Source organism: Streptomyces sp. NPDC043876, assembly GCF_056435825.1.
In genome coordinates, this window is the sequence record NZ_JBWKDV010000005.1 from 25,770 (window position 1) to 51,945 (window position 26,176).

24 protein-coding genes are annotated in these 26,176 nt (G+C 74.1%); 17 read left to right on the forward strand and 7 right to left on the reverse strand.

The window, feature by feature from the left end:
• Positions 1 to 232: 232 nt before the first annotated feature.
• The 10 genes from AC0693_RS17140 (at position 233) to AC0693_RS17185 (ending at position 10,806) form a co-directional block, all read left to right on the forward strand.
• Positions 233 to 1,393 carry a ParA family protein gene (locus AC0693_RS17140; RefSeq protein WP_356413789.1) on the forward strand — a complete coding sequence of 387 codons (1,161 nt, stop codon included), beginning with the start codon at positions 233 to 235 and terminating at the stop codon, positions 1,391 to 1,393.
• The gene (locus tag AC0693_RS17145) at positions 1,378 to 1,905 is read left to right on the forward strand and encodes a hypothetical protein (protein WP_356413786.1); all 528 of its coding nucleotides are present in this window, start codon (positions 1,378 to 1,380) and stop codon (positions 1,903 to 1,905) included. Before AC0693_RS17140 ends, AC0693_RS17145 begins: the two co-directional genes overlap by 16 nt.
• Positions 1,906 to 2,784: 879 nt before the next feature.
• The gene (locus AC0693_RS17150) at positions 2,785 to 4,095 is read left to right on the forward strand and encodes a segregation and condensation protein A (RefSeq protein WP_478802263.1); all 1,311 of its coding nucleotides are present in this window, start codon (positions 2,785 to 2,787) and stop codon (positions 4,093 to 4,095) included.
• On the forward strand, positions 4,088 to 4,738 hold the full coding sequence (scpB, locus tag AC0693_RS17155) for an SMC-Scp complex subunit ScpB (protein ID WP_478802264.1): 651 nt from the start codon (positions 4,088 to 4,090) through the stop codon (positions 4,736 to 4,738). Before AC0693_RS17150 ends, scpB begins: the two co-directional genes overlap by 8 nt.
• A gap of 21 nt (positions 4,739 to 4,759) precedes the next feature.
• A complete protein-coding gene (locus tag AC0693_RS17160) occupies positions 4,760 to 6,349 on the forward strand; it encodes a pseudouridine synthase (protein WP_478802265.1) in 1,590 nt (529 codons plus the stop codon).
• A 119-nt stretch (positions 6,350 to 6,468) separates the two neighbouring features.
• Positions 6,469 to 7,068, forward strand: coding sequence for a nicotinamide riboside transporter PnuC (pnuC, locus tag AC0693_RS17165; RefSeq protein WP_356413774.1), 600 nt, complete (start codon positions 6,469 to 6,471; stop codon positions 7,066 to 7,068).
• Positions 7,065 to 8,204, forward strand: a complete 1,140-nt coding sequence (locus AC0693_RS17170; RefSeq protein WP_478802266.1) for an AAA family ATPase — start codon at positions 7,065 to 7,067, stop codon at positions 8,202 to 8,204. The genes pnuC and AC0693_RS17170 overlap by 4 nt, the downstream gene beginning before the upstream one ends.
• Positions 8,201 to 8,956, forward strand: coding sequence for an NUDIX hydrolase (locus tag AC0693_RS17175; protein ID WP_478802267.1), 756 nt, complete (start codon positions 8,201 to 8,203; stop codon positions 8,954 to 8,956). The genes AC0693_RS17170 and AC0693_RS17175 overlap by 4 nt, the downstream gene beginning before the upstream one ends.
• Entirely contained in the window at positions 8,953 to 9,972 is a 1,020-nt protein-coding gene (locus AC0693_RS17180) for an ADP-ribosylglycohydrolase family protein (RefSeq protein WP_478802268.1), read from the forward strand. Before AC0693_RS17175 ends, AC0693_RS17180 begins: the two co-directional genes overlap by 4 nt.
• A gap of 3 nt (positions 9,973 to 9,975) precedes the next feature.
• Positions 9,976 to 10,806: a nucleotidyltransferase domain-containing protein gene (locus AC0693_RS17185; protein WP_478802269.1), complete on the forward strand. Its 831-nt coding sequence runs from the start codon at positions 9,976 to 9,978 to the stop codon at positions 10,804 to 10,806.
• On the opposite strand, the gene AC0693_RS17190 is transcribed toward AC0693_RS17185, so the two are convergent.
• The 3 genes from AC0693_RS17190 to AC0693_RS17200 form a co-directional block, all read right to left on the reverse strand.
• Positions 10,735 to 11,424: a nucleotidyltransferase domain-containing protein gene (locus AC0693_RS17190; RefSeq protein ID WP_478802270.1), complete on the reverse strand. Its 690-nt coding sequence runs from the start codon at positions 11,422 to 11,424 to the stop codon at positions 10,735 to 10,737. The genes AC0693_RS17185 and AC0693_RS17190 overlap by 72 nt on opposite strands.
• 62 nt (positions 11,425 to 11,486) lie before the next feature.
• Positions 11,487 to 11,993 carry a Rieske (2Fe-2S) protein gene (locus AC0693_RS17195; protein ID WP_469318817.1) on the reverse strand — a complete coding sequence of 169 codons (507 nt, stop codon included), beginning with the start codon at positions 11,991 to 11,993 and terminating at the stop codon, positions 11,487 to 11,489.
• A 106-nt stretch (positions 11,994 to 12,099) separates the two neighbouring features.
• A complete protein-coding gene (locus AC0693_RS17200) occupies positions 12,100 to 12,441 on the reverse strand; it encodes a DUF952 domain-containing protein (RefSeq protein WP_469333725.1) in 342 nt (113 codons plus the stop codon).
• Between the two features lie 203 nt (positions 12,442 to 12,644).
• Between AC0693_RS17200 and AC0693_RS17205 the strand changes: the two genes are divergently transcribed.
• The 4 genes from AC0693_RS17205 to der all read left to right on the forward strand — a co-directional run bounded on the left by AC0693_RS17205 (position 12,645) and on the right by der (position 16,766).
• On the forward strand, positions 12,645 to 13,730 hold the full coding sequence (locus AC0693_RS17205; protein ID WP_356413755.1) for a prephenate dehydrogenase: 1,086 nt from the start codon (positions 12,645 to 12,647) through the stop codon (positions 13,728 to 13,730).
• A 138-nt stretch (positions 13,731 to 13,868) separates the two neighbouring features.
• Complete coding sequence (gene cmk, locus AC0693_RS17210) at positions 13,869 to 14,579, forward strand: (d)CMP kinase (RefSeq protein ID WP_356413752.1); 711 nt, start codon at positions 13,869 to 13,871, stop codon at positions 14,577 to 14,579.
• On the forward strand, positions 14,531 to 15,223 hold the full coding sequence (locus AC0693_RS17215) for a lysophospholipid acyltransferase family protein (RefSeq protein WP_468470994.1): 693 nt from the start codon (positions 14,531 to 14,533) through the stop codon (positions 15,221 to 15,223). The genes cmk and AC0693_RS17215 overlap by 49 nt, the downstream gene beginning before the upstream one ends.
• 76 nt (positions 15,224 to 15,299) lie before the next feature.
• Positions 15,300 to 16,766, forward strand: coding sequence for a ribosome biogenesis GTPase Der (gene der, locus AC0693_RS17220; RefSeq protein WP_356413746.1), 1,467 nt, complete (start codon positions 15,300 to 15,302; stop codon positions 16,764 to 16,766).
• Between the two features lie 19 nt (positions 16,767 to 16,785).
• On the opposite strand, the gene AC0693_RS17225 is transcribed toward der, so the two are convergent.
• Positions 16,786 to 17,265 carry a hypothetical protein gene (locus AC0693_RS17225; protein WP_478802271.1) on the reverse strand — a complete coding sequence of 160 codons (480 nt, stop codon included), beginning with the start codon at positions 17,263 to 17,265 and terminating at the stop codon, positions 16,786 to 16,788.
• Between the two features lie 232 nt (positions 17,266 to 17,497).
• Complete coding sequence (locus AC0693_RS17230; protein ID WP_356413804.1) at positions 17,498 to 18,304, reverse strand: hypothetical protein; 807 nt, start codon at positions 18,302 to 18,304, stop codon at positions 17,498 to 17,500.
• A 343-nt stretch (positions 18,305 to 18,647) separates the two neighbouring features.
• Between AC0693_RS17230 and AC0693_RS17235 the strand changes: the two genes are divergently transcribed.
• Positions 18,648 to 19,379 carry a LysM peptidoglycan-binding domain-containing protein gene (locus AC0693_RS17235; protein WP_478802272.1) on the forward strand — a complete coding sequence of 244 codons (732 nt, stop codon included), beginning with the start codon at positions 18,648 to 18,650 and terminating at the stop codon, positions 19,377 to 19,379.
• Between the two features lie 671 nt (positions 19,380 to 20,050).
• Here the strand turns inward: AC0693_RS17235 and AC0693_RS17240 are convergent.
• Complete coding sequence (locus AC0693_RS17240; RefSeq protein ID WP_356413738.1) at positions 20,051 to 21,109, reverse strand: phosphatase PAP2 family protein; 1,059 nt, start codon at positions 21,107 to 21,109, stop codon at positions 20,051 to 20,053.
• Between the two features lie 296 nt (positions 21,110 to 21,405).
• Entirely contained in the window at positions 21,406 to 22,509 is a 1,104-nt protein-coding gene (locus AC0693_RS17245; RefSeq protein ID WP_478802406.1) for a hypothetical protein, read from the reverse strand.
• Between the two features lie 386 nt (positions 22,510 to 22,895).
• Here AC0693_RS17245 and AC0693_RS17250 point away from each other — a divergent pair, with 386 nt between their 5' ends.
• Both AC0693_RS17250 and AC0693_RS17255 read left to right on the forward strand, forming a co-directional pair.
• Entirely contained in the window at positions 22,896 to 24,608 is a 1,713-nt protein-coding gene (locus tag AC0693_RS17250) for an MFS transporter (protein ID WP_478802273.1), read from the forward strand.
• A 378-nt stretch (positions 24,609 to 24,986) separates the two neighbouring features.
• The gene (locus AC0693_RS17255) at positions 24,987 to 26,171 is read left to right on the forward strand and encodes an acyl-CoA dehydrogenase family protein (RefSeq protein ID WP_478802274.1); all 1,185 of its coding nucleotides are present in this window, start codon (positions 24,987 to 24,989) and stop codon (positions 26,169 to 26,171) included.
• The last annotated feature ends 5 nt before the right edge of the window (positions 26,172 to 26,176 follow it).

Consider the following 26,176-nt stretch of genomic DNA (forward strand, 5'->3'; position numbering starts at 1 on the left):
CAACTCGCCTCGAACGTAACCCTTTAACCGATTCGCGCACCCGTGAAACTTCGCAGTGACAGCTCGCACGCCCTTGACAGAGTGGTGTTCGGTTGCCGACACAACGCGGCGGGTCCGGCGGATTGTGTTGCTGCGGAGCGGTGACACGCCATAGAGTCGCCAACCGTCGGCATGGTGCCACGCTGACCTATCGATAAGTGTCCTGGTCACGTCCAAGGAGGTAAGACGACTTGTGAATGAGTCGACATTTGCTCCTGGAGGTGGTCAAGCAGGGACGCCTGCGCGGGGCCAGGGTCCGGTCGGACTCGAGGCAGTCGGCTCCGTCGCGGTACGCACCTTCGCAAACCACCAGCACCTGACGACGCCCCAAAAGAGCATGGACGGCCTAGACGTGAACTCCAGGGCCGGCGACCTGAGCGGCGAAAAGCCCACTGGTTTCGCCGACTATGACGTGGTGCCCGAAGGGCACTTCTACGACCCCGACGCCGAGTACGAGCCCGACCCCGAGTACGCGGCCACCCTCGCGCCCGACGCTGCACGCCAGCGCCGGGAGCGGATCGGCCCGACCGGACGGCCGCTGCCGTACTTCCCGATCCCGGGTCCGCTGACGGACCACGGTCCGGCGAAGATCATCGCGATGTGCAACCAGAAGGGCGGCGTGGGCAAGACCACGTCGACCATCAATCTGGGTGCGGCGCTCGCCGAGTACGGGCGCCGCGTGCTGCTCGTCGACTTCGACCCGCAGGGCGCGCTGTCCGTGGGACTCGGCGTGAACCCGATGGAACTCGACCTGACGGTCTACAACCTGCTCATGGAGCGCGGGATGTCGGCCGACGAGGTGCTGCTGAAGACGGCGGTCCCGAACATGGACCTGCTGCCGAGCAACATCGACCTGTCCGCCGCCGAAGTGCAGTTGGTCAGCGAGGTCGCGCGCGAGTCGACGCTCCAGCGGGCGCTCAAGCCGCTGATGGCCGACTACGACTACATCGTGATCGACTGCCAGCCCTCGCTCGGTCTGCTGACCGTGAACGCCCTGACGGCGGCTCACAAGGTCATCGTCCCGCTGGAGTGCGAGTTCTTCGCGCTGCGCGGCGTGGCGCTGCTGACCGAGACCATCGAGAAGGTGCAGGAGCGGCTCAACCCCGAGCTGGAGCTCGACGGCATCCTCGCCACGATGTACGACTCCCGTACGGTGCACAGCCGCGAGGTGCTGGCGCGCGTCGTCGAGGCCTTCGACGACCACGTCTACCACACCGTCATCGGCCGTACGGTGCGCTTCCCGGAGACCACGGTCGCCGGTGAACCGATCACCACGTACGCCTCCAACTCCGTCGGCGCCGCCGCCTACCGCCAGTTGGCCAGGGAGGTGCTCGCCCGGTGTCCCGCCGAGTGAGTCTGCCCGGAGCCGACGAACTGTTCCGCACGACCGGGGGGATGGCCCTCCAGTCGTCCTCGCCGCGGCGCTCGGGCGAGGACGCGGCCTCGGCCGCGGGCGGTGCGTCGGCCCGGTCGGAGCACACCGCCGCCGCGGAGGACGCGGGGGCGGAGGGGCGCAGCCGGGAGGGCGACGCCGTGGGCGCCGTGGGCGCTCCGCGCAGGTCGCAGGAAGGTTCTGCCGGCTCCGTGAACGGGGCCGGCGGCGGTGGCGGTGAGCCGCGGCGCGGCAAGGGCCGCGGGGCGAACCGGCGGCCGAGCGGCCGCGAGCGGCACGACGAGAAGATCACGGTCTACGTCTCCGCCGAGGAACTGATGGACCTGGAGCACGCGCGGCTGGTGCTGCGCGGCGAGCACGGCCTCGCGGTGGACCGCGGGCGGATCGTCCGGGAGGCCGTGGCGGTCGTCCTGGCCGACCTGGAGTCCCGCGGCGACGCGAGCATCCTGGTCCGCCGGCTGCGGGGTCGCTGAGAGCTTGCGGGGCTGCTGAGAGTCTGAGGGGTCGCTGGTGCTGCGGGGCGGCTGAGTCTGCGGGGTCGCTGGTCCTGCGGGGCGGCTGACGCGGCGGGGCCGCCGGTGCCGTGCGGTAGCTGACCCTGTGCGGTCGCCGGTTCTGTGCGGCCGCTGACCCTCGGCATCGCTGCCCCCCGCTGGGCGCATCCGACGCGAGGGTGCCGGTGGGCCGAGGTCGCCCCGGAGGCCTCCGGGGCGCGCGTACGGGGCCGAACCGGCAAGGCTCTCGTGCCGGGCGCACCGCTCCGTAGCGAGAGCACCGCTCCGTGTCGGGCGTGCCGCTCCGTGCCAGAGGCGCTGTTCGCGTCCAGGCCCACCGCTCCGTACCAAGAGCGCCGCTCCGTGCCGGAGTGCACCGCTCGCGTCCGGGCGCGCCGCTCCGTACCGAGAGCACCGCTCCGTGTCGGTCGGTGCTCAGCTTTGTGCCGGGTGCACCGCTCGTGACCCTGGCGCAGCGCTCCGTATCAAGAGCGCCGCTCCGAGCCGGGTGCCCTGCTCGCTACCGAGAGCACCGCTCCGCGCCAAGAGTGCCGCTCCGAGCCGGTTGCGCCGCTCGCGTCCCGCCCCCGCTCCGTGCCAAGCCCACCGCACCGGCTCCGTGCTGCGGGCCGCCCCGTGGTCCGAGGTCCGCGGGCCTGCGTCCGCTCTCGGGCCGCCCCCGCGGGGTTTCGCGCCCCCGACGTGGCGGCGACCTGTCAGGGGTCGGGGCGGTGCGCGCGGCGAACCGCCGCTCGCGCGGGGCCTCACCGGCTGCCGGGGGCGCAGGGGGCAGCATGGGGCCGAGATCCCGTTCCCCGTTCCGTATCCCGTTTCCCGTTCCGTACTCCCTGGACCGCCATGCCCCCCTCGACACCAGACGCCGCCGCGGATGCCGACCCCGGCCGTCCTGGCCGCCGCGCCCGTCGCAGCCTCGGCCCGGGCGGGGCCGCCGCTCCCGAGCCGCCGCGAACGGCCGTAGAGAGCCCCGTGGGCCCCGTGGAGGCCCGGGCGGCCGCGGAGGGCCCGCAGGCGGCAGGAGAGCCTCCTGCGCCCGTACAGGGCCTTGTCGGTGCGTCGGGGGAGCCCACGGGCGGGTCTGGCCCCCGCCCGGCCGCCCCGGCCCCCGGTGAGCCGGAGGACCCCGGCCCCCGCCCGGCCGCCCTCGCCGCCGGTGAGCCGGAGTATCACGGCCCCCGACCGGCCGTTCCCACCCCCGGTGAGCAGGAGGGCCACGGCCCTCGCCCGGCCGCCCTCGCCGCCGGTGAGCCGGAGTATCACGGCCCCCGCCCGGCCGTTCCCACCCCCGGTGAGCAGGAGGGCCACGGCCCCGGCGCGGCCGCCCCGGCAGCCCTCGCCCCCGGCGACGGCCGGTTCACGCTGCGGCTGGCGAACTTCGAGGGGCCCTTCGACCTTCTGCTCCAGTTGATCTCGCGGCACAAGCTCGACGTCACCGAGGTGGCCCTCTCGAAGGTGACCGACGAGTTCATGGCGCACATCCGTGCCATGGGACCGGACTGGGACCTCGACCAGACCACCGAGTTCCTCGTCGTCGCCGCGACCCTCATCGACCTCAAGGCCGCCCGGCTGCTCCCGGCGGCCGAGGTGGAGGACGAGGCCGACCTGGCGCTGTTGGAGGCCCGGGACCTGCTGTTCGCCCGGCTGCTCCAGTACCGCGCCTACAAGCGCATCGCCGCGATCTTCGAAGAGCGGGCCGAGAGCGAGGGCCGCCGCTACCCCCGCACCGTCGGGCTGGAGCCGCACCACGCGGAACTGCTGCCCGACGTCGTCATCAGCATCGGCCCCGAGGGCTTCGCCCGGATCGCCGTCAACGCGATGCGGCCCCGGGCGAAGCCCGAGGTGTACGTCGACCACATCCACGCACCGCTGGTCAGCGTCCGGGAGCAGGCGGAGGTCGTCGTACGGATCCTGCGCGCCCGCGGCGAGGCGACCTTCCAGGAGCTGACCGAGGACACCGCCGACACCCTCACCGTGGTGGCGCGCTTCCTGGCGCTGCTGGAGCTGTACCGGGAGAAGGCGGTCGTCCTGGACCAGGAGGAGGCCCTGCGGACGCTCACCGTCCGCTGGAGCGGCGGCGAGGACCGCGCGGCGGGCGCGGCGGCCGTGAGTGACGAGTTCGACCGGACCGGGGAAGGCGTACGGGATGAGTGACGTGGACGAGAGGGACGAGGCGGACGGCGGCGGCCAGGGGGGCCCGGGCGGGCTGCCGCTGGGGCCCGCGCTGGAGGCCGTACTCATGGTCGTCGACGAACCCGCGACCGAGGCGCACCTCGCCAAGGTGCTGGAGCGGACCCCGCGCGAGGTCGCGGTGGCCCTGCGGGAGCTGGCCGACGAGTACACCCGCCAGGGCCGCGGTTTCGAGCTCCGGCTGATCGCCGGGGGCTGGCGCTTCTACACGCGGCCCCGGTACGCGGCGGCGGTGGAGGCCTTCGTCCTGGACGGCCAGCAGGCCCGGCTGACGCAGGCCGCGCTGGAGACGCTGGCCGTGGTCGCCTACCGCCAGCCGGTGAGCCGCTCGCGGGTCTCGGCGGTGCGCGGAGTCAACTGCGACGGGGTCATGCGGACCCTCCTGCAGCGCGGTCTGGTGGCCGAGGCGGGGACGGAACCCGAAACAGGTGCGATCCTGTACAGGACGACGAACTACTTTCTGGAGCGGATGGGCCTGCGCGGCCTGGACGAGCTCCCGGAGCTCGCGCCCTTCCTCCCCGAGGCGGACGCGATCGAAGCCGAGACGCTGGAGGGTGTGCCGTCGTTCGATCCGGACGCACCGTATGCGCCGGATTCTCCTGAATGACGACAAGACGACGGAACTTTGATGCGAAGCAGCGGTAACGGCAACGGCGGCGGCAACAGGAACAGCAGCGGCGGCGGTGGAGGCGGGCGCGGTGGCTCCCGCGGCGGCTCGTCCTCCGGCGGCGGCTACCAGGGCGGCGGCTCCCGCGGGGGCTCCTCCGGCGGCGGCTCGCGCGGCGGCTCCTCCTCGGGTGGCTACCAGGGCGGCGGCGGCTCGCGCGGCGGCTCCTCCGGCGGTGGCTACCAGGGTGGCGGCGCCTCCCGCGGGGGCTCGTCCTCCGGCGGCGGCTACCAGGGCGGCGGCTCCCGCGGGGGCTCGTCCTCCGGCGGCGGCTACCAGGGCGGCTCGCGCGGCGGTTCGTCCGGTGGCGGCTACCAGGGCGGCGGCGCCTCCCGCGGTGGTTCCTCCTCCGGCGGCGGCTACCAGGGCGGCGGCTCCCGTGGCGGCTCGTCCTCCGGCGGCTACCAGGGCGGTGGCTACCAGGGCGGCAGCGGCTACCAGGGCGGCGGCTCGGACTCCCGTGACCGCGACCAGGCGCCCGCGCCCCGGATCCGCAACCCCCGTCCCGAGGAGCGCCGCTACGACGTCGGCCCCGAGGGCGAGCGCAACGGCCGCGGCGGTGCCAAGGCGGGCGGCGGCGGTGCCCGTGGCGCGGCCGACGGCAACCGCGGCGGTGCCCGCGGCGCGGCGGCCCGCGGTGGCGCCAAGGGCGGTCCCAAGACCTCCAGGACCCCGGGCATCGGCCAGGCGGGCGGCCCGCGCAGCGGTCCCGGCAGCCGCAGCGGCCAGTCCCGTCCGCGCGAGCTGGACGCGCGGATCGAGGAGCGCGTGCGCGACCGGTACGCCGACAAGCCCGTGATCAAGACCCCGAAGACCTTCCCGGGTGCCGAGGAGGAGGGTGAGCGCCTGCAGAAGGTGCTCGCCCGCGCCGGCATGGGTTCGCGCCGCGCGTGCGAGGAGCTCATCGAGCAGTCGCGCGTCGAGGTCAACGGCCAGATCGTGCTGGAGCAGGGCAAGCGCGTCCTGCCCTCGGACGAGATCAAGGTGGACGGCCTGACCGTCGCCACCCAGTCGTACCTCTTCTTCGCGCTGAACAAGCCCGCCGGGGTCGTCTCCACCATGGAGGACCCGGACGGCCGCCAGTGCCTCGGCGACTACGTCACCAACCGTGAGACGCGTCTCTTCCACGTCGGCCGGCTCGACACCGAGACCGAGGGCATCATCCTGCTCACCAACCACGGTGAGCTGGCCCACCGCCTCACGCACCCGAAGTACGGCGTGAAGAAGACGTACGTCGCGGCCATCACGGGCCCGCTGCCGCGCGAGATCGGCAAGCGACTCAAGGACGGCATCGAGCTGGAGGACGGCTACGCCCGCGCCGACCACTTCCGCGTCGTCGACCAGCTCGGCAAGAACTACCTGGTCGAGGTGACCCTCCACGAGGGCCGCAAGCACATCGTGCGCCGCATGATGGCCGAGGCGGGCTTCCCCGTCGAGAAGCTCGTGCGGACCGCCTTCGGTCCGATCGAGCTGGGCGACCAGAAGTCCGGCTGGCTGCGCCGCCTGACCAACACCGAGGTCGGCATGCTGATGCGCGAGGTCGGCCTGTAGTCCCGCCCGCACCACCCGGAGAGCCCGCGGCGCCCTTGGCGCCGCGGGCTTTTCCCTTGCCCCGACCGGCCCTTCGCCTTTATAGTCAGGATGACTATAAAGAGAGCGGGGGGTCCGACGTGGACTGGACCGAGGTACTCGGCTTCGCCACCGGCGCCCTGTGCGTCTGGCTGGTGGCCCGGCAGCACATCGCCAACTGGCCGATCGGCATCGCCAACAACATCTTCTTCATCGTGCTCTTCGCCCGGACCGGCCTCTACGCCGACGCCGGGCTCCAGATCGTCTTCATCGCCCTCGCCGCCTACGGCTGGTGGTCCTGGACCCACGGGGGTGGACCGGGCGCCGCCGAAGCCCTGCCGGTGCGCCGCACCACGCGCGCCGAATGGGCCTGGCTCGCCGCGGCGGGGGTGGTGGGTACCCTCGGGCTCACCCTGCTGCTCGCCCGGGTCAGCGACTCCACCGTCCCGTTCTGGGACGCGCTCACCACCGCCCTCTCGCTCATGGCCACCTACGGGCAGTGCCGCAAGCTCGTCGAGTCCTGGTGGCTGTGGATCGCGGCCGACCTGGTCTACGTCCCGCTGTACGCCTACAAGGGGCTGTACCTGACCTCCGCCCTGTACGTCGGCTTCCTCGCCCTGTGCGTGGCGGGCCTGGTCGGCTGGCTGCGGTCCCTGGCCACGCCCGCCGCCCGTACACCGGCCGCGGGAGCGACGGCATGACGGCGTACCCGGCGGGCTCCGGGCGGCGCCACGGGCACGGGCTCGTGCTCGGGAAGTTCTACCCGCCGCACGCCGGCCACCACCACCTCGTGCGGACCGCGCAGGAGCGGTGCGAGCGGCTGACCGTCCTGGTCTGCGCCGCCTCCGTGGAGTCGGTGCCGCTCGCCGACCGGGTCGCCTGGATGCGCGAGGCGCACCCGGGGGCGCGGGTCGTCGGCGCGGTGGACGACATCCCGGTCGACCTGTACGACCCGGCGGTGTGGGAGGCCCACATGGCCGTCTTCCGGGGCGCCGTCGGCGAGCCGGTGGACGCCGTCTTCACCTCGGAGGAGTACGGGAGCGAGCTGGCCCGGCGCTTCGGCGCCGAGGAGGTCCTCGTCGACCCCGCCCGCTCGCTCTTCCCGGTCTCGGGGAGGGCCGTGCGCGCGGACCCCGTCGGGACCTGGGAGTTCCTCGGCCCGGGCGTACGGGCCGCCCTCACCCGGCGGGTCGTCGTCCTCGGCGCCGAGTCCACCGGCACCACCACCCTCTCGCGGGCCCTCGCCGCGCACTACCGGAGTCGGGGCGGTATTTGGGCGCGGACCGGTTGGGTCGCCGAGTACGGGCGCCGCTACAGCGAGGAGAAACTGGCGGCCCTGCGCGCCGCCGACCCGGCGGCGGACTGGGCCGACGCGGAGTTCGCCTCCGCCGAGTTCCCGGTGATCGCGCGCCGCCAGGACGCGGACGAGGAGGCGGCGGCCCGGCTCGGCTCGCCGGTGCTGTTCTGCGACACCGACTCCTTCGCCACCGGCATCTGGCACGAGCGCTACCTCGGCGCCCGCAGCGCGGAGGTCGAGGAGATCGCCGCTTGCGGGCCGCGGCGGGACCTGTACCTGCTCACCGACCACGAGGGCGTCCCCTTCGAGGACGACGGGCTGCGGGACGGGCCCGGGCTGCGGCCCTGGATGACCGGGCGGTTCCGGGAGGAACTCACGCGCACCGGGAAGCGTTTCCTGGTCGTCGGCGGGGACCGGCGCGAGCGGCTGGAGACGGCCGTCCGGGCGGTGGACGCGCTGCTGGCCGAGGGCTGGCACTTCGCCGACCCGCTGCCGGAGAACAAGCGCGGGGGCACCTCCATGACGGCGGAGCGCCGGTGAGCGCCCGGCGCCCCGAGGGGTACGACCCGGCCGCCTTCGAGCCGTTCGCCGTCACCGCCGACCTCGCCGTGTTCACCGTGCGGGACGGGCGGCTGCACGTCCTGCTGATCCGGCGCGGCCAGGAACCGTACGCCGGGGCCTGGGCGCTGCCCGGCGGGTTCGTGCTGCCCCGCGAGTCCGCCGAGGACGCCGCCCGCCGTGAACTCGCCGAGGAGACCGGGCTGCCCGGGCCCGTGGTCGCGGACCTCCACCTGGAGCAGCTGCGCACGTACAGCGACCCCGGCCGGGACCCCCGCATGCGGGTCGTCTCGGTCGCCTTCACCGCGCTGGTCCCGGACATGCCGGAACCGGCCCCGGCGGGCGGCGGCGACGCCGAGCACGCGCGCTGGGTGCCGGTGGAGGAGGCGCGGGAACCGGGCCTCGGTCTCGCCTTCGACCACGCGGTGATCCTGGCCGACGCGCGGGAACGGGTCGGCGCGAAGCTCGAATACACCTGCCTGGCCACCGCCTTCTGCCCGCCGGAGTTCACCCTCGGGGAACTCCAGGGCGTCTACGAGACCGTCTGGGACACCTCCCTGGACCGCCCCAACTTCCGCCGCAAGGTGCTCGCCACCCCCGGCTTCGTCGACGCGGTGCCGGGAGCCGCCCGGTTGACCGGCGGGCGCGGCAAACCGGCCGCGCTCTACCGGGCCGGCCCGGCCACCGCCCTCCACCCGCCCCTGCTCCGCCCTTCGGAAGGACCCTCACGATGACCACGACCGGCAAGCGGGCGGCGACGGGAGCCATGATCGGCCTGGCCCTGGGCGACGCCCTCGGCTTCCCGACGGAGTTCAACGACGTCCCCTCCATCCTCGCCAAGACCGGCCCCTGGCGGGAGATGGGGCTGCCGCGCCCGGCGATCGTCACCGACGACACCCAGATGACCCTCGCCCTGGCCCGCGGCATGCGGGAGGCCGCCGGACGCGGCCCGGTCGCTCCGCTGCGGCTCGCCCGCCCGGTCCGCGAGGAGTTCGTCGAATGGTGGCGCTCGCCCGAGAACAACCGCGCCCCCGGCCGCACCTGCATGGTCGCCTGCTCGCTGCTGAAGGAGCCGGAGCGCGACTGGCGCGACGCCAGCCAGGTCGGCTCGAAGGGCTGCGGGGCCAACATGCGGGTGGTGCCGGTGGGGCTCGTACCCGGCTGGACCGAGGAGGAACGGGCGGGCGCCGCCCAGCTCCAGTCGGCCCTCACCCACGGCCATCCGACGGCGCTGGCGGCCTCCGACCTCACCGCCCGGGCCGTGCACCTCCTCGCGCACGGCACCGAGGTGACGGGCCTGGTCGGGCAGCTGCGCTCCTACGCCCTCGACAACCGGACCCGCTACCACGAGCGCTGGCTCGGCGACCTCTGGCGGCGCACCACCGCGGACGCCTCGCCCGAGTCGTACATGGCGCGCGGCTGGGACGACTGCCTGGCCGTCCTGGACCGCCTCGCGGCCGCCCTGCGCGCCCCCTCCCCGGAGACCGACCCCTGCCTGGCCACCGGCGACGGCTGGATCGCCGAGGAGGCCCTGGCCACCGCCCTGCACTGCTTCCTGCTCTTCCCCGAAGACCCGCTGACCGCCCTGCGCCGCGCCACCTGCACGGCCGGCGACTCGGACTCGATCGCCTGCCTGACCGGCGCCTTCGCGGGCGCCCACCTCGGGGCGGCCGTCTGGCCCCGCGAGTGGGAGGGCCGCATCGAATACCGCGACGAACTCCTCGCCTTCGGCACCCTCTGGGACGCGTGAGCCGTGCTGGACGCACTGAGCACCGACCTCACCCCGGTCGTGGCAGAGCAGCCCGACCCGCTGCTCTTCGCCGCGGTGTCGGGCGCCCACCTGTACGGATTTCCCTCCCGGGACTCGGACGTCGACCTGCGCGGGGTCCATCTGCTCCCGCCCGAGGCGCTCTTCGGTCTCGGTGCGCCCGAGGAGACCCGGACGCGCATGTGGGACCGTGACGGGACCGAGATGGACCTGGTCACCCACGACCTGCGCAAGTTCGTCCGACTGATGCTGCGGCCCAACGGGTATGTGCTGGAACAGTTGCTCTCCCCGCTGGTCGTCCACACGACGGCCGCGCACGAAGAGCTCGTCTCCCTCGCGCCGGGCGTGCTGACCTCCCACCACGCCCATCACTACCGCGGCTTCGCGAACACCCAGTGGCGGCTCTTCGAGAAGAGCGGCGAACTCAAGCCGCTGCTCTACGCGTTCCGGACGCTGCTGACCGGCATCCGGCTGATGCGCGGGGGCGGGGTGCAGGCGAACCTGCCGGTGCTCGTGGCCGAGGTGGCCGGGGCGCCCGGGTACCTGACCGAGCTGATCGCCGCCAAGGTGGCCGCCGAGCACGGGCCGTACACCGGGCCGGACACCGGGCGGATGCTGCGGGACTTCGAGGCGCTGCACGGAGACCTGGACGAGGCGCAGGCGGCCAGTGCGCTGCCGGTCGGACCGACGGCGTACGCGGCCCTGGACGCCTTCGTGGTCCGTACGCGTACGGAGGCCGCCCCCTCAGCGGGCCGAGGTGCGGCGGGTGTGGTGGAGGAAGGCTTCTACGCGGGGCAGGTCGGGGGTCGGCGGTAGGGGGGTGGTCAGGAGGGCGCTCTCGCAGTCGGCCGCCAGGCGGGTCATGCGGGTCTCCACCTCGGGCCAGGGGACCTCGCCGCGCTTGACGGCCAGCAGGCCCTCGCGCAGGGGGCCGACGTCGACGGACAGGCGGCCCGTGCGCAGGAGGTGCAGGCACGACTCCAGCAGGCGCAGCAGGTGCATCGCGTGCTTCCAGCGCGGGGCGCCGTGGATCCGGACGTCCGCGTCGAGTTTGGCGCGCTGCGAGGTCGCATAGCGGGTGAAGGTGGTGTGGGCGCGCCGGGAGAGGAACGCCCCGCGGAGCGCGAGGAGTTCCTCGCCCACCGGGGTCAGCCGTTCCACCAGGGGGGAGTGCAGGCACTCCAGGATGTTGGGGTTGGCGCGCAGGGCCAGCTCGCAGAAGCGTTCCAGCTCCCAGGAGAACTCCTCCTCCCGGGGCCCCTCCACATGCGTGGGCGGCTTGTCGAACCGCCAGAACAGCGGGGTGGGGGCGAGGTAGACACCGCGCCGGTCGGTGTCGCTCGTCTCCGTCGCCAGCCCGAACGCCCGCGAACCCGTCACGCACGAGTAGACCGTGTGTTCGCTCACCAGCGTCAGCTCGTCGTCCCTGTCCATCGCCGCAGCGTAGGCGGGTGGCGGCCCGCCACGCGACGCGATTTCGGGGAGTGGCCCGCGGGTCAGGCGAGGGTGATGTCGCCCGCCGGGGACACCACGATCTTCTTCTCCGCGAGCGGGCGGGTGGCCGGGCCGTGGGCCACGGCGCCGTCCATGACGTTGAACTTGCTGCCGTGGCACGGGCAGTCGATGGTGCCGTCCGCCACCTTGTTCACGAGGCAGCCCTGGTGGGTGCAGACCGCCGTGAAGCACCGGTAGGAGCCCGCCGACGGCTGGGTGACCACGAGCTTCTCGTCCTTGAGGACCGTGCCGCCGCCCACCGGTACGGCCGAGGCCTTCAGCAGCGCCTTGCCGGCCGTCCCGCCGGTGGAGGCCGCCGCCGAGGGTGCCGCGGAGGGCGCGGCCGACGCGCCGTCCGGCCCGCTCGGGACCGCGCCGGGGCTCGTGGCGGCCCCGGAACCACCCGCCGGCTTCTCGTCACCGCCGCACGCGGTGAGCGCGCCGCCCGCCAGGGCCACCGCTCCTGCCGCCAGTACCGTGCGCCGGGCGGTGCGGGTGGGCTCGCTCATGACTTCTCCTCGCTGGGTGACCGGTGGGGCAGCAGCATCCTGGCGCCTCACGGGCCGCGTGAGAAGCCCGCCGCGCCGTCGTCCGCTCCGCCCGGCCGGTCCCCGGTCAGTGGCCGGGTGCCCGCGGAACCAGTTCCGCCGGTCGCCCCGGTGTCCGTACGACCTCCCACACGCGGACCACCGCGTCCCGGTTCAACGGACCGTGCACGTGCGGGTAGCGGCCGCCGGATTCACCCTCCCGGCGCACCGGCGCGGTCAGGGCTCCTTCGTCGAGTTCGAGCGCGAGCAGCGGCCCGCCGACCCCGCCGAAGTGGGCGTCGGCGATGGCCAGCGCGGTGGCCGCGTCCCCCGAACAGTGCACGAAGCCCTCCGAGTCGAGCGAGGGCGGGGCGTACGGGCGCTCCGGCGCGGCGGACCAGTCGGCGAGCGGGACGATGTGGAAGATCATGCCGTCGTTCTACCGCAGGCCCGGCCGGTGCGGTACGGGGTCGCCGCCCGGGCCCACCGGCCGGCCGGGCCCGGCGGGCCGTCCCCCGGGGCGGACCGCCGGGCCCCCGCGGTGCCCGCGCCTGGCTACCCTGGGAGCGCACCGGCCCAGCGGTCCACCGGCCCACCGGCGCACCCGCCGCACGATCCACCCGAGGAGCCCCCGTGAGAACCGCCGCCGTCATCGGAACCGGCCTCATCGGCACCTCGGCGGCCCTCGCCCTGACCGCCCGCGGGATCACCGTCCACCTCACCGACCACGACCCCGCCCAGGCCCGTACGGCCGCCTCCTTCGGCGCCGGTACGGACGAGCCCGCCGAGGGCAGGGTCGACCTGGTGATCGTCGCCGTACCGCCCGCCCACGTCGCCGCGACCCTGGCCGACGCGATCGAGCGGGGCCTCGGCCGGGCCTACGTCGACGTGGCGAGCGTCAAGGGGGGCCCGCGGCGCGAGCTGGAGGCCCTGGGCGTGGACCTGACGGCGTACATCGGGACGCACCCGATGGCGGGCAAGGAGCGCTCCGGCCCGCTCGCCGGGACCGCCGACCTGTTCGAGGGGCGCCCCTGGGTGCTGACGCCGACCCGGGACAGCGACCACGAGGTGCTGAACCTGGCGCTGGAGCTGGTCGCGCTCTGCCGGGCCGTGCCCGTCGTGATGGACGCCGACGCCCACGACCGGGCGGTCGCGCTGGTCTCGCACACCCCGCAGCTCGTGTCCAGCATGGTCGCCGCGCGGCTGGAGGAGGCCGACGAGAGCGCCGTACGGCTGTGCGGGCAGGGCATCCGCGACGTCACCCGGATCGCCGCCTCCGACCCCCGGATGTGGGTGGAGATCCTCTCCGCCAACCCCGGACCGGTCGCCGACGTGCTCGCCGGGATCGCCGCCGACCTGGAGGAGACTGTGCAGGCACTGCGCGGACTGCAGTCCGCGGACGAGGAGAAGCGGCGCGGCGGCGCCGAGGGCATCGAGGACGTGCTGCGCCGCGGCAACGCGGGCCGGGTCCGGGTGCCGGGCAAGCACGGCTCCGCGCCGACCGTGTACGAGACGGTGACCGTGCTGATCAGCGACCAGCCGGGCGAGCTGGCGCGGATCTTCGCCGACGCCGGGCGGGCCGGGGTCAACATCGAGGACGTACGGATCGAGCACGCCAACGGGCAGCAGGCCGGCCTGGTCCAGCTGAGCGTGGAACCGAGGGCGGCGGCGGGCCTCACCGCCGAGCTGCGCGAGCGCGGCTGGGCCCTGCGCCAGTAGGCCCGCGGCCCGGATCCGCCGCCCTCCGGGCAGCCCCCGGAGCGACCGGCGTCAAGGGCCCCGGCGAGTCGTTACCCTTAAGGAGGGGCGTTTTCGCGCGCCCGGACACGTACGCGCAACCAGGAAGGTGCTCGCCCCGTGGAAACCGCCGCTCAGTCCGCCGTGATCGTCGCCATCGACGGTCCCTCCGGCACGGGCAAGTCCAGCACCTCCAAGGCCGTCGCCGCCAAGCTCGGGCTGCGGTACCTGGACACCGGTGCGCAGTACCGGGCCATCACCTGGTGGATGATCACCAACGGCGTCGACCTCGACGACCCGCAGGCCATCGCGCTCGCGGCGGGCAAGCCCGTCATCGTCTCCGGTACGGACCCCTGCGCCCCCACCATCAGCGTGGACGGCCTCGACGCCGCCGGGCCGATCCGCACCCAGGAGGTCACCTCCAAGGTCAGTGCGGTCAGCGCGGTGCCCGAGGTGCGCACCCTGATCACCGACCTCCAGCGCTCGATCGCCGCCGACGCGGCCCAGAGCGCCGCCGGGATCGTCGTCGAGGGCCGGGACATCGGCACCACCGTCCTGCCCGACGCCGACCTCAAGGTGTTCCTCACCGCTTCGGCCGAGGCGCGCGCCGCCCGCCGCAGCGGCGAGCTGAAGGGCCCCCAGGCCCAGGACCTCGCGGCCACGAAGGCGGCGCTCATCAAGCGCGACGCGGCCGACTCCGGCCGCAAGACCTCCCCGCTCGCCAAGGCGGCGGACGCGGTCGAGGTCGACACCACCGACCTCACCCTCGACCAGGTCATCGAGTGCGTCGTGACCCTCGTGGAGGACCAGCGGGCGGGCGGCGGCCGGTGAGCGAAGCGCCCTCCCCGCGGGGTGCGGCGGCAGGCCGGCGGATCGGGATCGGGCTCATGTACGGGCTCTGGAAGCCCCGGGTGCTCGGCGCGTGGAAGGTGCCGGCCTCCGGGCCGCTCATCCTGGCCGTCAACCACTCCCACAACGTCGACGGCCCCATGGTCATGGGCACCGCGCCGCGGCCCGTGCACTTCCTGGTCAAGAAGGAAGCGTTCATCGGCCCGCTCGGCCCCTTCCTGGAAGGGATCGGACAGGTCAAGGTCGACCGCTCCGGCACCGACCGGGGAGCCGTGACCCGCGCCCTGGACGTCCTGGGCGGCGGCGGCGTGCTCGGCATCTTCCCCGAGGGCACCCGCGGCGACGGCGACTTCGCCTCGCTGCGCGCGGGCCTGGCGTACTTCGCGCTCCGCGGCGGGGCGCCCATAGTGCCCGTCGCGGTGCTCGGCAGCACCGAGCGCCGTGGCAGGCTGGTCACGGCACTGCCGCCCTTCAGGGGCCGCGTCGACGTCGTCTTCGGCGACGCCTTCGACGCGGGCGACGGCAGCGGCCGCCGCACGCGCACCGCGCTCGACGAGGCCACCGTACGCATCCAGGACCGGCTGACCCGCCACCTGGCCGACGCCAAGCGGCTCACCGGCCGCTAGGCGAGACTTGAACTCAGTAGTGGATCCGCACGCTGCGGGTGCCACCGATCACCACGAACGACGAGGAACGGACTTCATGAACGACCAGCACGACCACGGAGCACTCGGAGACGCCGAGTACGCGGAGTTCATGGAGCTCGCCGCGGAAGAAGGCTTCGACATCGAGGACGTCGAAGGCGCGATCGAGGAGGCGGGCGCCGGCCCGCTCCCCGTCCTCGCCGTCGTCGGCCGCCCGAACGTCGGCAAGTCGACCCTGGTGAACCGCATCATCGGTCGCCGCGAAGCGGTGGTCGAGGACAAGCCGGGCGTCACCCGCGACCGCGTCTCGTACGACGCCGAATGGGCCGGCCGCCGGTTCAAGGTCATGGACACCGGTGGCTGGGAGCAGGACGTCCTCGGCATCGACGCGTCCGTCGCCGCCCAGGCCGAGTACGCGATCGAGACCGCCGACGCGGTCGTCTTCGTCGTGGACGCCAAGGTCGGCGCCACCGACACCGACGAGGCCGTCGTCAAGCTGCTGCGCAGGGCGGGCAAGCCCGTCGTGCTCTGCGCCAACAAGGTGGACGGCCAGAGCGGCGAAGCGGACGCGAGCGCCCTGTGGTCGCTCGGCCTCGGCATGCCGCACCCGGTCTCCTCGCTGCACGGCCGCGGCACGGGCGACATGCTCGACGCCGTCCTGGAGGCGCTCCCTGAGGCCCCGCCGCAGACCTTCGGCACCGCCGCCCCCGGCGGTCCGCGCCGGATCGCGCTGATCGGCCGCCCGAACGTCGGCAAGTCCTCGCTCCTGAACAAGGTCGCCAGGGAGGACCGGGTCGTCGTCAACGAGATGGCCGGCACCACCCGCGACCCGGTCGACGAACTGATCGAGCTCGGCGGCATCACCTGGAAGTTCGTGGACACCGCGGGCATCCGCAAGAAGGTCCACCTCCAGCAGGGCGCCGACTACTACGCCTCCCTGCGCACCGCCGCCGCCGTCGAGAAGGCGGAGGTCGCGGTCATCCTGATCGACACCACCGAGTCGATCAGCGTCCAGGACCAGCGCATCATCACCATGGCCGTGGAGTCCGGGCGCGCCATCGTCATCGCCTACAACAAGTGGGACGAGCTGGACGAGGAGCGCCGCTACTACCTCGAACGCGAGATCGAGACCGAGATGCAGCAGGTGGCCTGGGCCCCCCGCGTCAACGTCTCCGCCCTCACCGGCCGCCACATGGAGAAGCTGGTCCCGGCGATCGAGACGGCCCTGGCGGGCTGGGAGACGCGCGTCCCGACGGGCCGCCTGAACGCGTTCCTCGGCGAGATCGTCGCCTCCCACCCGCACCCGGTGCGCGGCGGCAAGCAGCCCCGCATCCTGTTCGGCACCCAGGCGGGCACCAAGCCGCCGCGGTTCGTGCTCTTCGCCTCCGGCTTCCTGGAGCACGGCTACCGGCGCTTCATCGAGCGCCGCCTGCGCGAGGAGTTCGGCTTCGAGGGCACCCCGATCCACATCTCGGTGCGGGTGCGCGAGAAGCGCGGCTTCAACAAGAGCAAGGCCAAGAAGTGACCGGAAGGTCCGCCGGGGGTCAGTAGCCCCGGCGCGGAGCGGGCGGCAGGGCCGCCGGGATGTGCTGCATCCCGGTCTGGTGCTGCCGCCCGTTCGCGTGTCCGGGGGCGGTGGCGATGGCGGCGTACCCGTGGGACGAGGACGTACCCGAGGAGGCCTGGGCGCCCTGGGCGGCGTAGGACGGCTGGGGGACGTACGAGGACTGCGGGACGTACGAGGACTGCCACGGGTCGGTCTGCCAGGCGGAGCCGTTCCAGCCGCTGGTGCTGGTCTGGCCGCTGCCGTACGTGCTCCCGTAGCCGGTGGTGGCCAGCGCGCCCCCGTGGGCGGCCTGGGCCGTCCCGAACGCGGTGAACCCGAGGTCCTCCTCGCCGCTGCGGTCGCCGGGCAGGGCCCGGAAGGAGCGCAGGTACTCCGAGTACAGCGCGTCGAAGATCGGGGTGGGCGAGATGGCGTGCGACGCGGCGTGCGCCCCCTCCCGCGTCCAGGCGGGGCGCATCGGGGGGACGGTGCTCGGATAGGACGGGGCGCGGGAGGGATCGTATGAATGCACGTATCTGCCAACGAAACCGGCGCCCCGCGGATGCGGGGCGCCGGGGAGAAATCGCAGATCGCCGGGGGTGTGCGGGACGGACCGCGCACCCCCGGCGCACGCCGCCGCGCGGTCCCGGCGCCGGAAGGGTCCGGCGGCGGGACCGGACGACGGCAGTCCGGTGGGGGTGCGGCGGGGCTCAGGTGCCCGCGAGCGGCATGGAGGCGGCCACGAGCTTGCCCGCGGCCGCGGCCTTGTCGAGCGCGTCGCGCAGCAGGTCCTCGCGGGGCTGCTGGCCGATCGAGCCGGCGGGGGCGGCGTAGACGAGGACGCGCTGGGTCTTGTTGACGGCGGCCCGCCAGCCGTCGGTGACCGAGAGCGCCTTGTGCGCCTGCCACCAGGAGGTGGGGGCGCCGCCGTCGACGCCGGGCTGGAGCACGGCGTGCAGCAGGCCCGCGGCGAGCAGGACCGACCAGCCGGACAGCTGCGAGGGCAGGGTGGAGGTGTCGGTGACCGGGATGAAGCCCTGCTCGATCAGGAGCGGCAGGAAGTCGTCGCCGGGGCCGTCGGTGCCGGGGCGGGCGATCGGCGCGGTCGGCTCGACGACCAGCGCGGGGTGCAGCTCGCCGCCGATCAGGACCAGTCCGCTGGTGATCCCGAGGACGGCCTGGCCGCCCGGTACGGCCTGGGGGACCTCGGGGGCGGCGAAGGCGTCGCGGGGCGCCTCGGCGGCCGGGTCGGTGCCGGTGATGCTGCGGACGGCGCCCTGGAGCTGGGCCTCCGAGACGTTGACCACCTGGGAGGGGATGCACAGGGCGTGGGCGAAGGCGAGGACGGCCGTCTCCTCGCCGACGAACAGCACGGTGCTGGTCTGCTCGCGCTCCGAGTCTCCCGGGGTGCGGCACGAGGTGCAGTCGTAACTGCTCGGGGCCTGGTCACCGGCGAGCAGCCGGTTGGCTTCTTCGTCGCCGATCTCGGCGCGTACGTCATCACTGACCTCGAGCATGCGCGGCACGGAGTGACTCCTCGGACTACGACGGACCGGTGGGCCGTTCCGTCTCGGCGTGCGGGGCCGGGCGGTTCCCGGCTCGCCGGGATCAACGGGGGAGCGGTGTCCGTGGTCACGCCGAAAGAGGGAACGGAATCGAACCTGCCCCCCGGACGAGTGAACGGGCTGACCGGAGCTTCGTGTTCGGACCAACTCTTTTCCTTTTGTGCTCAGTTGGCAGCGCCGAATGCGCGAATTTCGCGAGCGGGGCGGCGCCTCGGGCGTCGGCCTTACGGGTGGCGGGGCGGGGGCGGCCGCGCGCCGGGGCGGGGGCGCGCGCGGGGCTGCGTAGCGTGACCAGATGCCCACCTTCCGGATCCGGGCGGCCGTGGTGACGGCCGCCGCGCTGGTGTTCCTGCCGTCGGCGGCCTCCCGCGGGTACGCCTCCGCGCCGCCCCCGCCCGCGCCCGGCCCCGGCGGGGTGGCGGCCGTCGGCGCGCCGGGGGTGATCGGCAGCGGGCCCGGGGACTGCGGGCCGGGCGGCGAGTGGCCCTGGGACTGCGTCGCCGACTGCGAGAGCGGCGGGCGCTGGAACGTGAACACCGGCAACGGCTTCTACGGGGGCCTGCAGTTCTGGCAGCCGACCTGGGAGGAGCACGGCGGGCTCGGCTACGCGCCGCGCGCGGACCTGGCGGCGCGGGACCAGCAGATCCGGGTGGCGGAGGACGTGCTGGGCACGCAGGGGTGGGAGGCGTGGCCGGTCTGCTCGAAGCGGTACGGGCTGGCGGGGCGGATGCACGTGGTGCGGGGCGGGGACTCGTTGGACTCGATCGCGCGGAGGCACCGGGTGCGGGGCGGGTGGCGGGCGCTGTACGAAGCGAACCGGGTCGTGATCGGGGGGCGGCCGGATGCCCTGGTGGTGGGCACGCTCCTGGCCCTCCCCGCGGCGGATCCGGCGGCCCCGGCGGGGGCGGCGCCGACGCCGGCGGCTCCTGGTCCGGTAGGGGGCCCTGCGGGCCCGGTTGCCTCGGCCCCTGTTCCGGTGCCGGTGCCGAGTCCGGCGGCGGGCGTGCCGGGTGGGCGCGGGCGCTGACGGTCCGGTGAGGGCCGGTGGCGCCCTCAATCGCCGGGCGGGCTGACCTTGCCTCCGGCGGCGCCTCAAACGCCGGCGGGGCTGGGGTGGTGTGCGTGGTCGTCCGCCGGGCAACGCGGCGTGCTGGCGGGGCCGTCTCGGCCCGCCCGGCATTTGAGGGCCGACCTGGAGGCGCCTCGGGTCAGCTCGGTGGCCGCTGGGCAACTTCAGCCCGCCCGGCGTTTGAGGGCCCCCGCCGGAGGCGCCTCGGGCGGGTCAGCCCGCCCGGCGTTTGAGGGCGCGTGGTGGCGGGGCCGTCCGGGCCGTGGAACCGCCGGGCTCGGGTGGGGACTCAGGGGCCGGGCCGGTGTCAGTTCGGGGGCCCCGGGGCAAGGAAAGGGGGAAGGGGTTCGGAGAATGGGGGGTGGGAATTCTTGGCTTCGGGGAATGCGAATGGGGCCGCGGCGGGGGCGGTAAACAATTGCCCGGCCGAACTCCGCGGGGCGGCGGCTGTCGACAATCCGTGACACAAGCGTGACCCGGTTTGGACGAACACCTGGGCGTCCGGCTGACGCACGACTGCCGCGGCCCGGAGGGAGATCCGGCTCGCGGCAGTCGTGGCGGAGCGTCGAGGGGCGGGGCGAGGGGCGGGTTCGGACTGTGCGTACCGGGTCCCCGCCCGCGCGGAAGGATCAGCCTCCGGTCACCGGACGGGCCGCCGGATTGCGCCCGGTCCGGTCCCGGTCGGTGTGCGGCGGCCGGCGGCTGCCGACCGGCGTGACCGGGGTCCGTTCCGAGCGGATGAGGTGCGGCCGGGCGGCCACGTGCGGGGCGGCCGTACGGGCCGCGGCGGCGTGCCCGGCCGCCGCACCCGCCGGCACCGCGGTGACGTCCTCGGCGGCGGGAAGCGCACTGGCCGCCCGCTGCACGAACACCTTGGCCTGCGCGGAGAGCGGCGCCACGGGCACCGGGACCACGCCCCGGCCGTTCTCGCGGCGCAGCCGCCAGGCGACGCGCTGCTCCATGATGAAGGCCTCGGCCCGCGCGATGAACGGCTCGAACCACGGCAGGGCCAGCAGCACCAGCAGCCCGGCGGCCCAGCCGAGCAGCACGTCGCTGACCCAGTGCGTACCGAGGTAGACGGTCGTGGCACCGACGCTCAGCGCGACGATCGCGGACAGCGTCGACAGCACCCGACGGGTGACTCCGGTGGAGGCCAGGTAGGCCAGGATCCCCCAGGTCACCACGGCGTTGGCGGTGTGGCCGGAAGGAAATATATCGCCGCCGCCGAACATCTCGGCGGAGCCGATCCGGGTCGCGTAGTGCGGACCGAGGCGCCCGAGGCCGATCTTCACCGAGCCCACGGTCACGTTGAGCGCGAGGAGCGCCACGCCCAGGGTGATCAGCGGGCGCAGGGTGTGCTGGCGCCAGCAGCGCCAGCCGAGCCAGGCCATGACCATCATCGAGGTGGGGCCGCGCTGGCCCAGCACCACGAGGTAGTCGAGGAAGGCGTGCACCTGCGGCCACTGCTCGTACGGCCGGAAGAACATGAGCTGCCAGTCGAGCCGGACCAGCCACGAGGTGGTCAGTACCCCGATCACGATCGACAGGTAGAACACGAGCGTCGCGCCGAAGAGCACGACACGGTGCCGGCTCATCTGCGGCACTTGCAGATGAGCCGGTCGTTCGGGTTCCCGGTCGAGGCGGGCGAACACCCGCTCCAGACGGGTGAAAATTTGGTCGGTACGCACCCAATCGACGTTACCGCGCGCCGATGGGCCGCCCGGTCGAATCCCGGGCTTTGTGATGACCATGTGATGTGGAGTTGGTCTCGTTCGGGTCTTTATTCACTGGAATCCGGCATTGGCCCGTGCCACGGCCGCCGGGGCGTGATCCACAGGTGTCCCGAATAAGGGGATGCGCTTATCGGGACTTTATGGCGGCGAGAAGGAATTGTTTTGCGCAAAGATTGATCGGAATTCCCCCTTCCGTGACGGCGCATCCGATACCGCGGGGCCGCTACGGCGCACCGGTGCGCGAGGAGCCGCTACGGCGGCCCCGAACCGTTCAGCCACCAGGCGCCGTAGACCGCCGACACCAGGGCGAGCGCCCCCAGCACCGCCGCCGACTGGCCCGTCCGCCACCGGGCCAGGACCACCGCGATCGGCAGCAGCAGCGGGAAGGCGGGCAGCAGCAGCCGCGGTTTGGACCCGAAGTACCCGGAGGCACACAGTGCCAGGGCCACCACGATCCCGCCGTAGACCAGCAGCGCCACCGGCTGGCGCCCCCGCGCGCACAGCGCGCACAGCCACAGCACCAGCGCGACCCCCGCGATCAGCCCCACCCCGGCGAGGACGCCCGCGGGCGTCCCCGAGCCGAGCCGGCCGGCGAGGAAGCGGGCGAAGGCCCAGCCCCCGTCGAAGCCGTTGCCCCAGCCGCCCTGCACGTCCAGGTACCCGAACAACCCGCCCCCGGTGCGGGCGCCGACCCAGAGGACGTACCCCGCCGCGCCCACCGGGGCCAGCACCGCCCCGGCCGCCGTGCGCCACGAACCCTCGCCGCGCCGCCAGGCCCGTACGGCGGCCACCCAGACCGCGACCACCACCGCGGCTCCGACCGGCCGGGTCAGTCCCGCCAGCGAGGCCGCCGCGCCGGCCGTCAGCCAGTGGCCGCGCAGTACCCCGTACAGCGCCCAGGCGGCCAGCGCCGTGAAGAGCGCCTCGCTGTACGCCATGGACTGCACGACGCCGACCGGCAGTGCGGCCCACAGCGCCACCGCCGCCACCCCGGCCCGCCGCCCGTACAGGAGGTCGGCGACCGCGAAGATCCCCCAGGCCGCGGCCAGGGACGCGGCCCACGCCACCACGAGGCCGGCGTCCCCGTACGGGAGCCCGGTCGGCGCGGCCACGGCCCGCTCCAGCCACGGCAGCAGCGGGAAGAAGGCCAGGTTCGAGTGGACGTCGCCGTTGGCGAGCACCACCTCGTACCCGTACCCCTCGGCCGCGACCCGCGCGTACCAGAGGGAGTCCCAGCGGGCGCCGAGCAGCGTGTGCGCGCTGCTGTCCGCGGCCCTTCCCCACAGCCACAGCGCGAGCAGCCCCAGCGCCCGGACCGCGGCGAAGGCGGCGAGCGCGGGCGCCGCGCGGCGCAGGGCGGCCGGTACGAGGGCTCCCGCGCGGCGGACCGCGACGCGGCCCGAGGGGCGGTGCGCAGGCCGGTTCCGCGGGGGCGGCGGGGCGGTCGGGGCGTGCGGGGCGTGGTCGTTCACGGGATCGATTATCGGGGCCCGCGGGCCGGGACCCGGCCGGTGACCTGGTGCGTACGCCCGTGAGGGACGGGGAAGGGGGGTGCTGCGCCGGGCTCGCGGGGGGCCGTGCGACCGTGACCGTGATGAGAGCTTGGCCACGTCGGCGGTGGCTCGAACTCGCGTACGCTGTCCGTTCACTCGCCGTCGATGCCGGGCCCCGTGGAACGCCGCCGTCCGCGGCCGTCGGACGCTGCTCCGCCGAGGCGAGGGCTCACCTGGGAGGTAGATGCATGTCGGAGACGAACACCCTCCGGCAGCGGCTGGGCGCGCTCACCGGCGGCGCCAACCGCTGGGCCGTGCTCGCCGTCCTCTGCGTCAGCCTGCTCCTCGTCGCGCTCGACTCCACGATCCTGCACGTCGCGGTCCCCTCGGTCACCGAGGACCTGCGCCCCGGCGCGGTCGAACTGCTGTGGATCGTCGACGCCTACCCCCTCGTGTGCGCCGCGCTGCTGATCCTCTTCGGCACCCTGGGCGACCGGGTCGGCCGCCGCCGGATCCTGCTGCTCGGCTACGCGCTCTTCGGCGTCGCCTCCGCGATCGCCGCCCTCGCCGGCAACGCGCAGCTGCTGATCACCGCCCGCGCGCTGCTCGGCATCGGCGGCGCCATGATCATGCCCGCGACCCTGTCCATCCTGCGCGCGGTCTTCCCCGACCGGCGCGAGCGGGCCCTCGCCATCGGCATATGGACCGCCGTGGCCGCCGTCGGCGCGGCCGGCGGGCCGGTCATCGGCGGCTTCCTCGTCCAGCACTTCTGGTGGGGTTCCGTCTTCTTGATCAACATTCCGCTGATGGCGCTCATCCTGCCGCTGGGCCGCTGGCTGCTGCCCGAGTCGAAGGGGGCGAACGACGGTCCCTGGGACGTCCTCGGCGCGCTGATGGCAGCCGGGGGCGTGCTCGCCGCCGTGCTCGGGGTCAAGCGGGTGGGCGCCGACCGGAGCGTCATGGAGGCCGGGGCGGTGCTGCCGCTGCTGGCCGGGATCGTGCTGCTGGTGCTCTTCGTACGGCGGCAGAAACGCCGCCGCTACCCCCTGATCGACATCGGGATGTTCTCCCGGCCGGCCTTCTCCACCTCGGTGGCCTGCATCGTGCTCGCCATGCTGGCGCTGGTCGGCCTGGAGCTGATCGCCGTCCAGTACCTCCAGCTGGTGCTGCACCTCACCCCGCTGGAGACCGGTCTGCGGCTGCTGCCGCTCACCTTCGCGGCGATGGCGGCCGGTGCCACCGGCTCGTACACCCTCCAGCGGGTCGGGCCGCGCACGATGGTCTCGTTCGGTTTCACGCTCACCGCCTGCGCGGTGCTGCTGCTGACGCTGATGGGCCTGGATGACCGGCCCTGGCTGCTGGCCTGCGGCTTCGTGGTGCTCGGGTTCGGGCTCCAGACGACGCTCTTCGCGGCGTACGAGTCCATGCTGAGCGAGGCTCCGGCCAGCAAGGCGGGGGGTGCGGCGGCGATCGGCGAGACCTCCTACCAGCTGGGTGCGGGCATGGGCATCGCGCTGCTCGGCAGCGTCATGAACGCGGCGTACATACCCGGGCTGCGGGAGGTGCCGGGGGTGTCGGCGGCCGATGCGGGGCGGGCCGGGAATTCGCTCGGCGAGGCGTACCAGATCGCGCGGGGGCTCGGGGGGCCGGCGGGGGAGGCGCTGTACTCCGCGGCGCGGCACGCCTTCGTGCACGGGCTGCATGTGACCTTGGGGGTGAGTGCGGGGCTGCTGTTCCTGGGGGCCGTGCTGGGGCTACGGCTGCCGCGGGGGCTGGAGCCCGAGCCGGTCGGGGGGCCGGGTCTGCCGTGCGCGGAACCCGCCGCCCCACCATGGCTCCCGCCCCAACCGACCCCGGGCACCCGCCCGGCCCCGGCCGGCGGCAGCCACCCGCTCCCGACCGGGGGCGGCCACCCTGCCTCGGCCCCGACCCGGGCGCGGGACCGGTCGCGTCAGTCGTGACCGGGGCCGGCGGCCGGGTGCCCGGCCGGTATCCGCTGCGCGGAGCCTGCCCCTCCCCACCCTTCCCCGTTCCCTGGGGCTCCGCCCCAGACCCCGCGCCTCAAACGCCGGCGGGGCTGGGGGTGCGGGTGGTGGACACGGGGCTCCGCCCCGGACCCCGCGCCTCAAACGCCGGCGGGCTGAGTTGCCCGGAGGGCAATTCAGCCCGCCCGGCGTTTGAGGGCAGCTTTGACGCGTGCCCGGCGGATCAGGGCGAGCACGTCCGGCCCGCACCGGCGGGCGATCCCCCGCCCCCGGCTCGGGAGGGGTGGACCACGGGCACGGGCGGGGGATAACTTGCAGCGCTAGGTTTTGTCTCAGGCCCGCCGGGAGGCCCCCGTGTCCGCGTCGAAAACGCCCTTCGTCCCCACCGACCCCCTCGGGCTCGACGAGCTGCTCAGCCCCGAGGACCTCGCCGTGCGGGACACCGTCCGGGACTGGGCCGCCGACCGCGTGCTGCCGTACGTCGCGGACTGGTACGAGAAGGGCGAGCTGCCCGGGATCCGGGAACTGGCCCGCGAGCTGGGGGCCATCGGCGCGCTCGGGATGTCCCTGACCGGGTACGGGTGCGCGGGCGCCAGCGCTGTGCAGTACGGACTGGCCTGCCTGGAGCTGGAGGCCGCCGACTCCGGGATCCGCTCCCTGGTCTCCGTACAGGGCTCGCTCGCCATGTACGCGATCTGGAAGTACGGATCCGAGGAGCAGAAGCAGCGCTGGCTGCCCGGCATGGCCGCCGGCGAGTTGATCGGCTGCTTCGGGCTGACCGAGCCCGATGTCGGCTCGGACCCGGCCGCGATGCGGACCCAGGCCAAGCGCGACGGCAGCGACTGGGTGCTGAGCGGCCGCAAGATGTGGATCACCAACGGCAGCGTCGCGGCCGTCGCCGTGGTGTGGGCGCAGACCGACGAGGGGATCCGCGGCTTCGCCGTGCCGACGGACAGCGCCGGCTTCTCGGCGCCCGAGATCAAGCACAAGTGGTCGCTGCGCGCGTCGGTGACCAGCGAGCTGGTCCTGGACGACGTACGGCTGCCCGCCGACGCGGTGCTGCCGGGCGTCACCGGTCTCAAGGGACCGCTCGGCTGCCTCAGCCACGCGCGGTACGGCATCGTCTGGGGTTCCATGGGCGCGGCGCGCGCCAGCTTCGAGTCGGCGCTCGACTACGCGAAGACGCGGGAGCAGTTCGGGAAGCCGATCGGCGGCTTCCAGCTCACCCAGGCCAAGCTCGCGGACATGGCACTGGAACTCCACAAGGGGATCCTGCTCGCCCACCACCTGGGCCGCCGCATGGACGCGGGCACCCTGCGGCCGGAGCAGATCAGCTTCGGCAAGCTCAACAACGTCCGCGAGGCGATCGAGATCTGCCGCACCGCGCGGACCGTGCTCGGCGCCAACGGGATCTCCCTGGAGTACCCCGTCATGCGGCACGCCACCAACCTCGAATCGGTGCTCACCTACGAGGGCACCGTCGAGATGCACCAGCTGGTCCTGGGCAAGGCACTCACCGGCCTCGACGCCTTCCGGTGAGCACC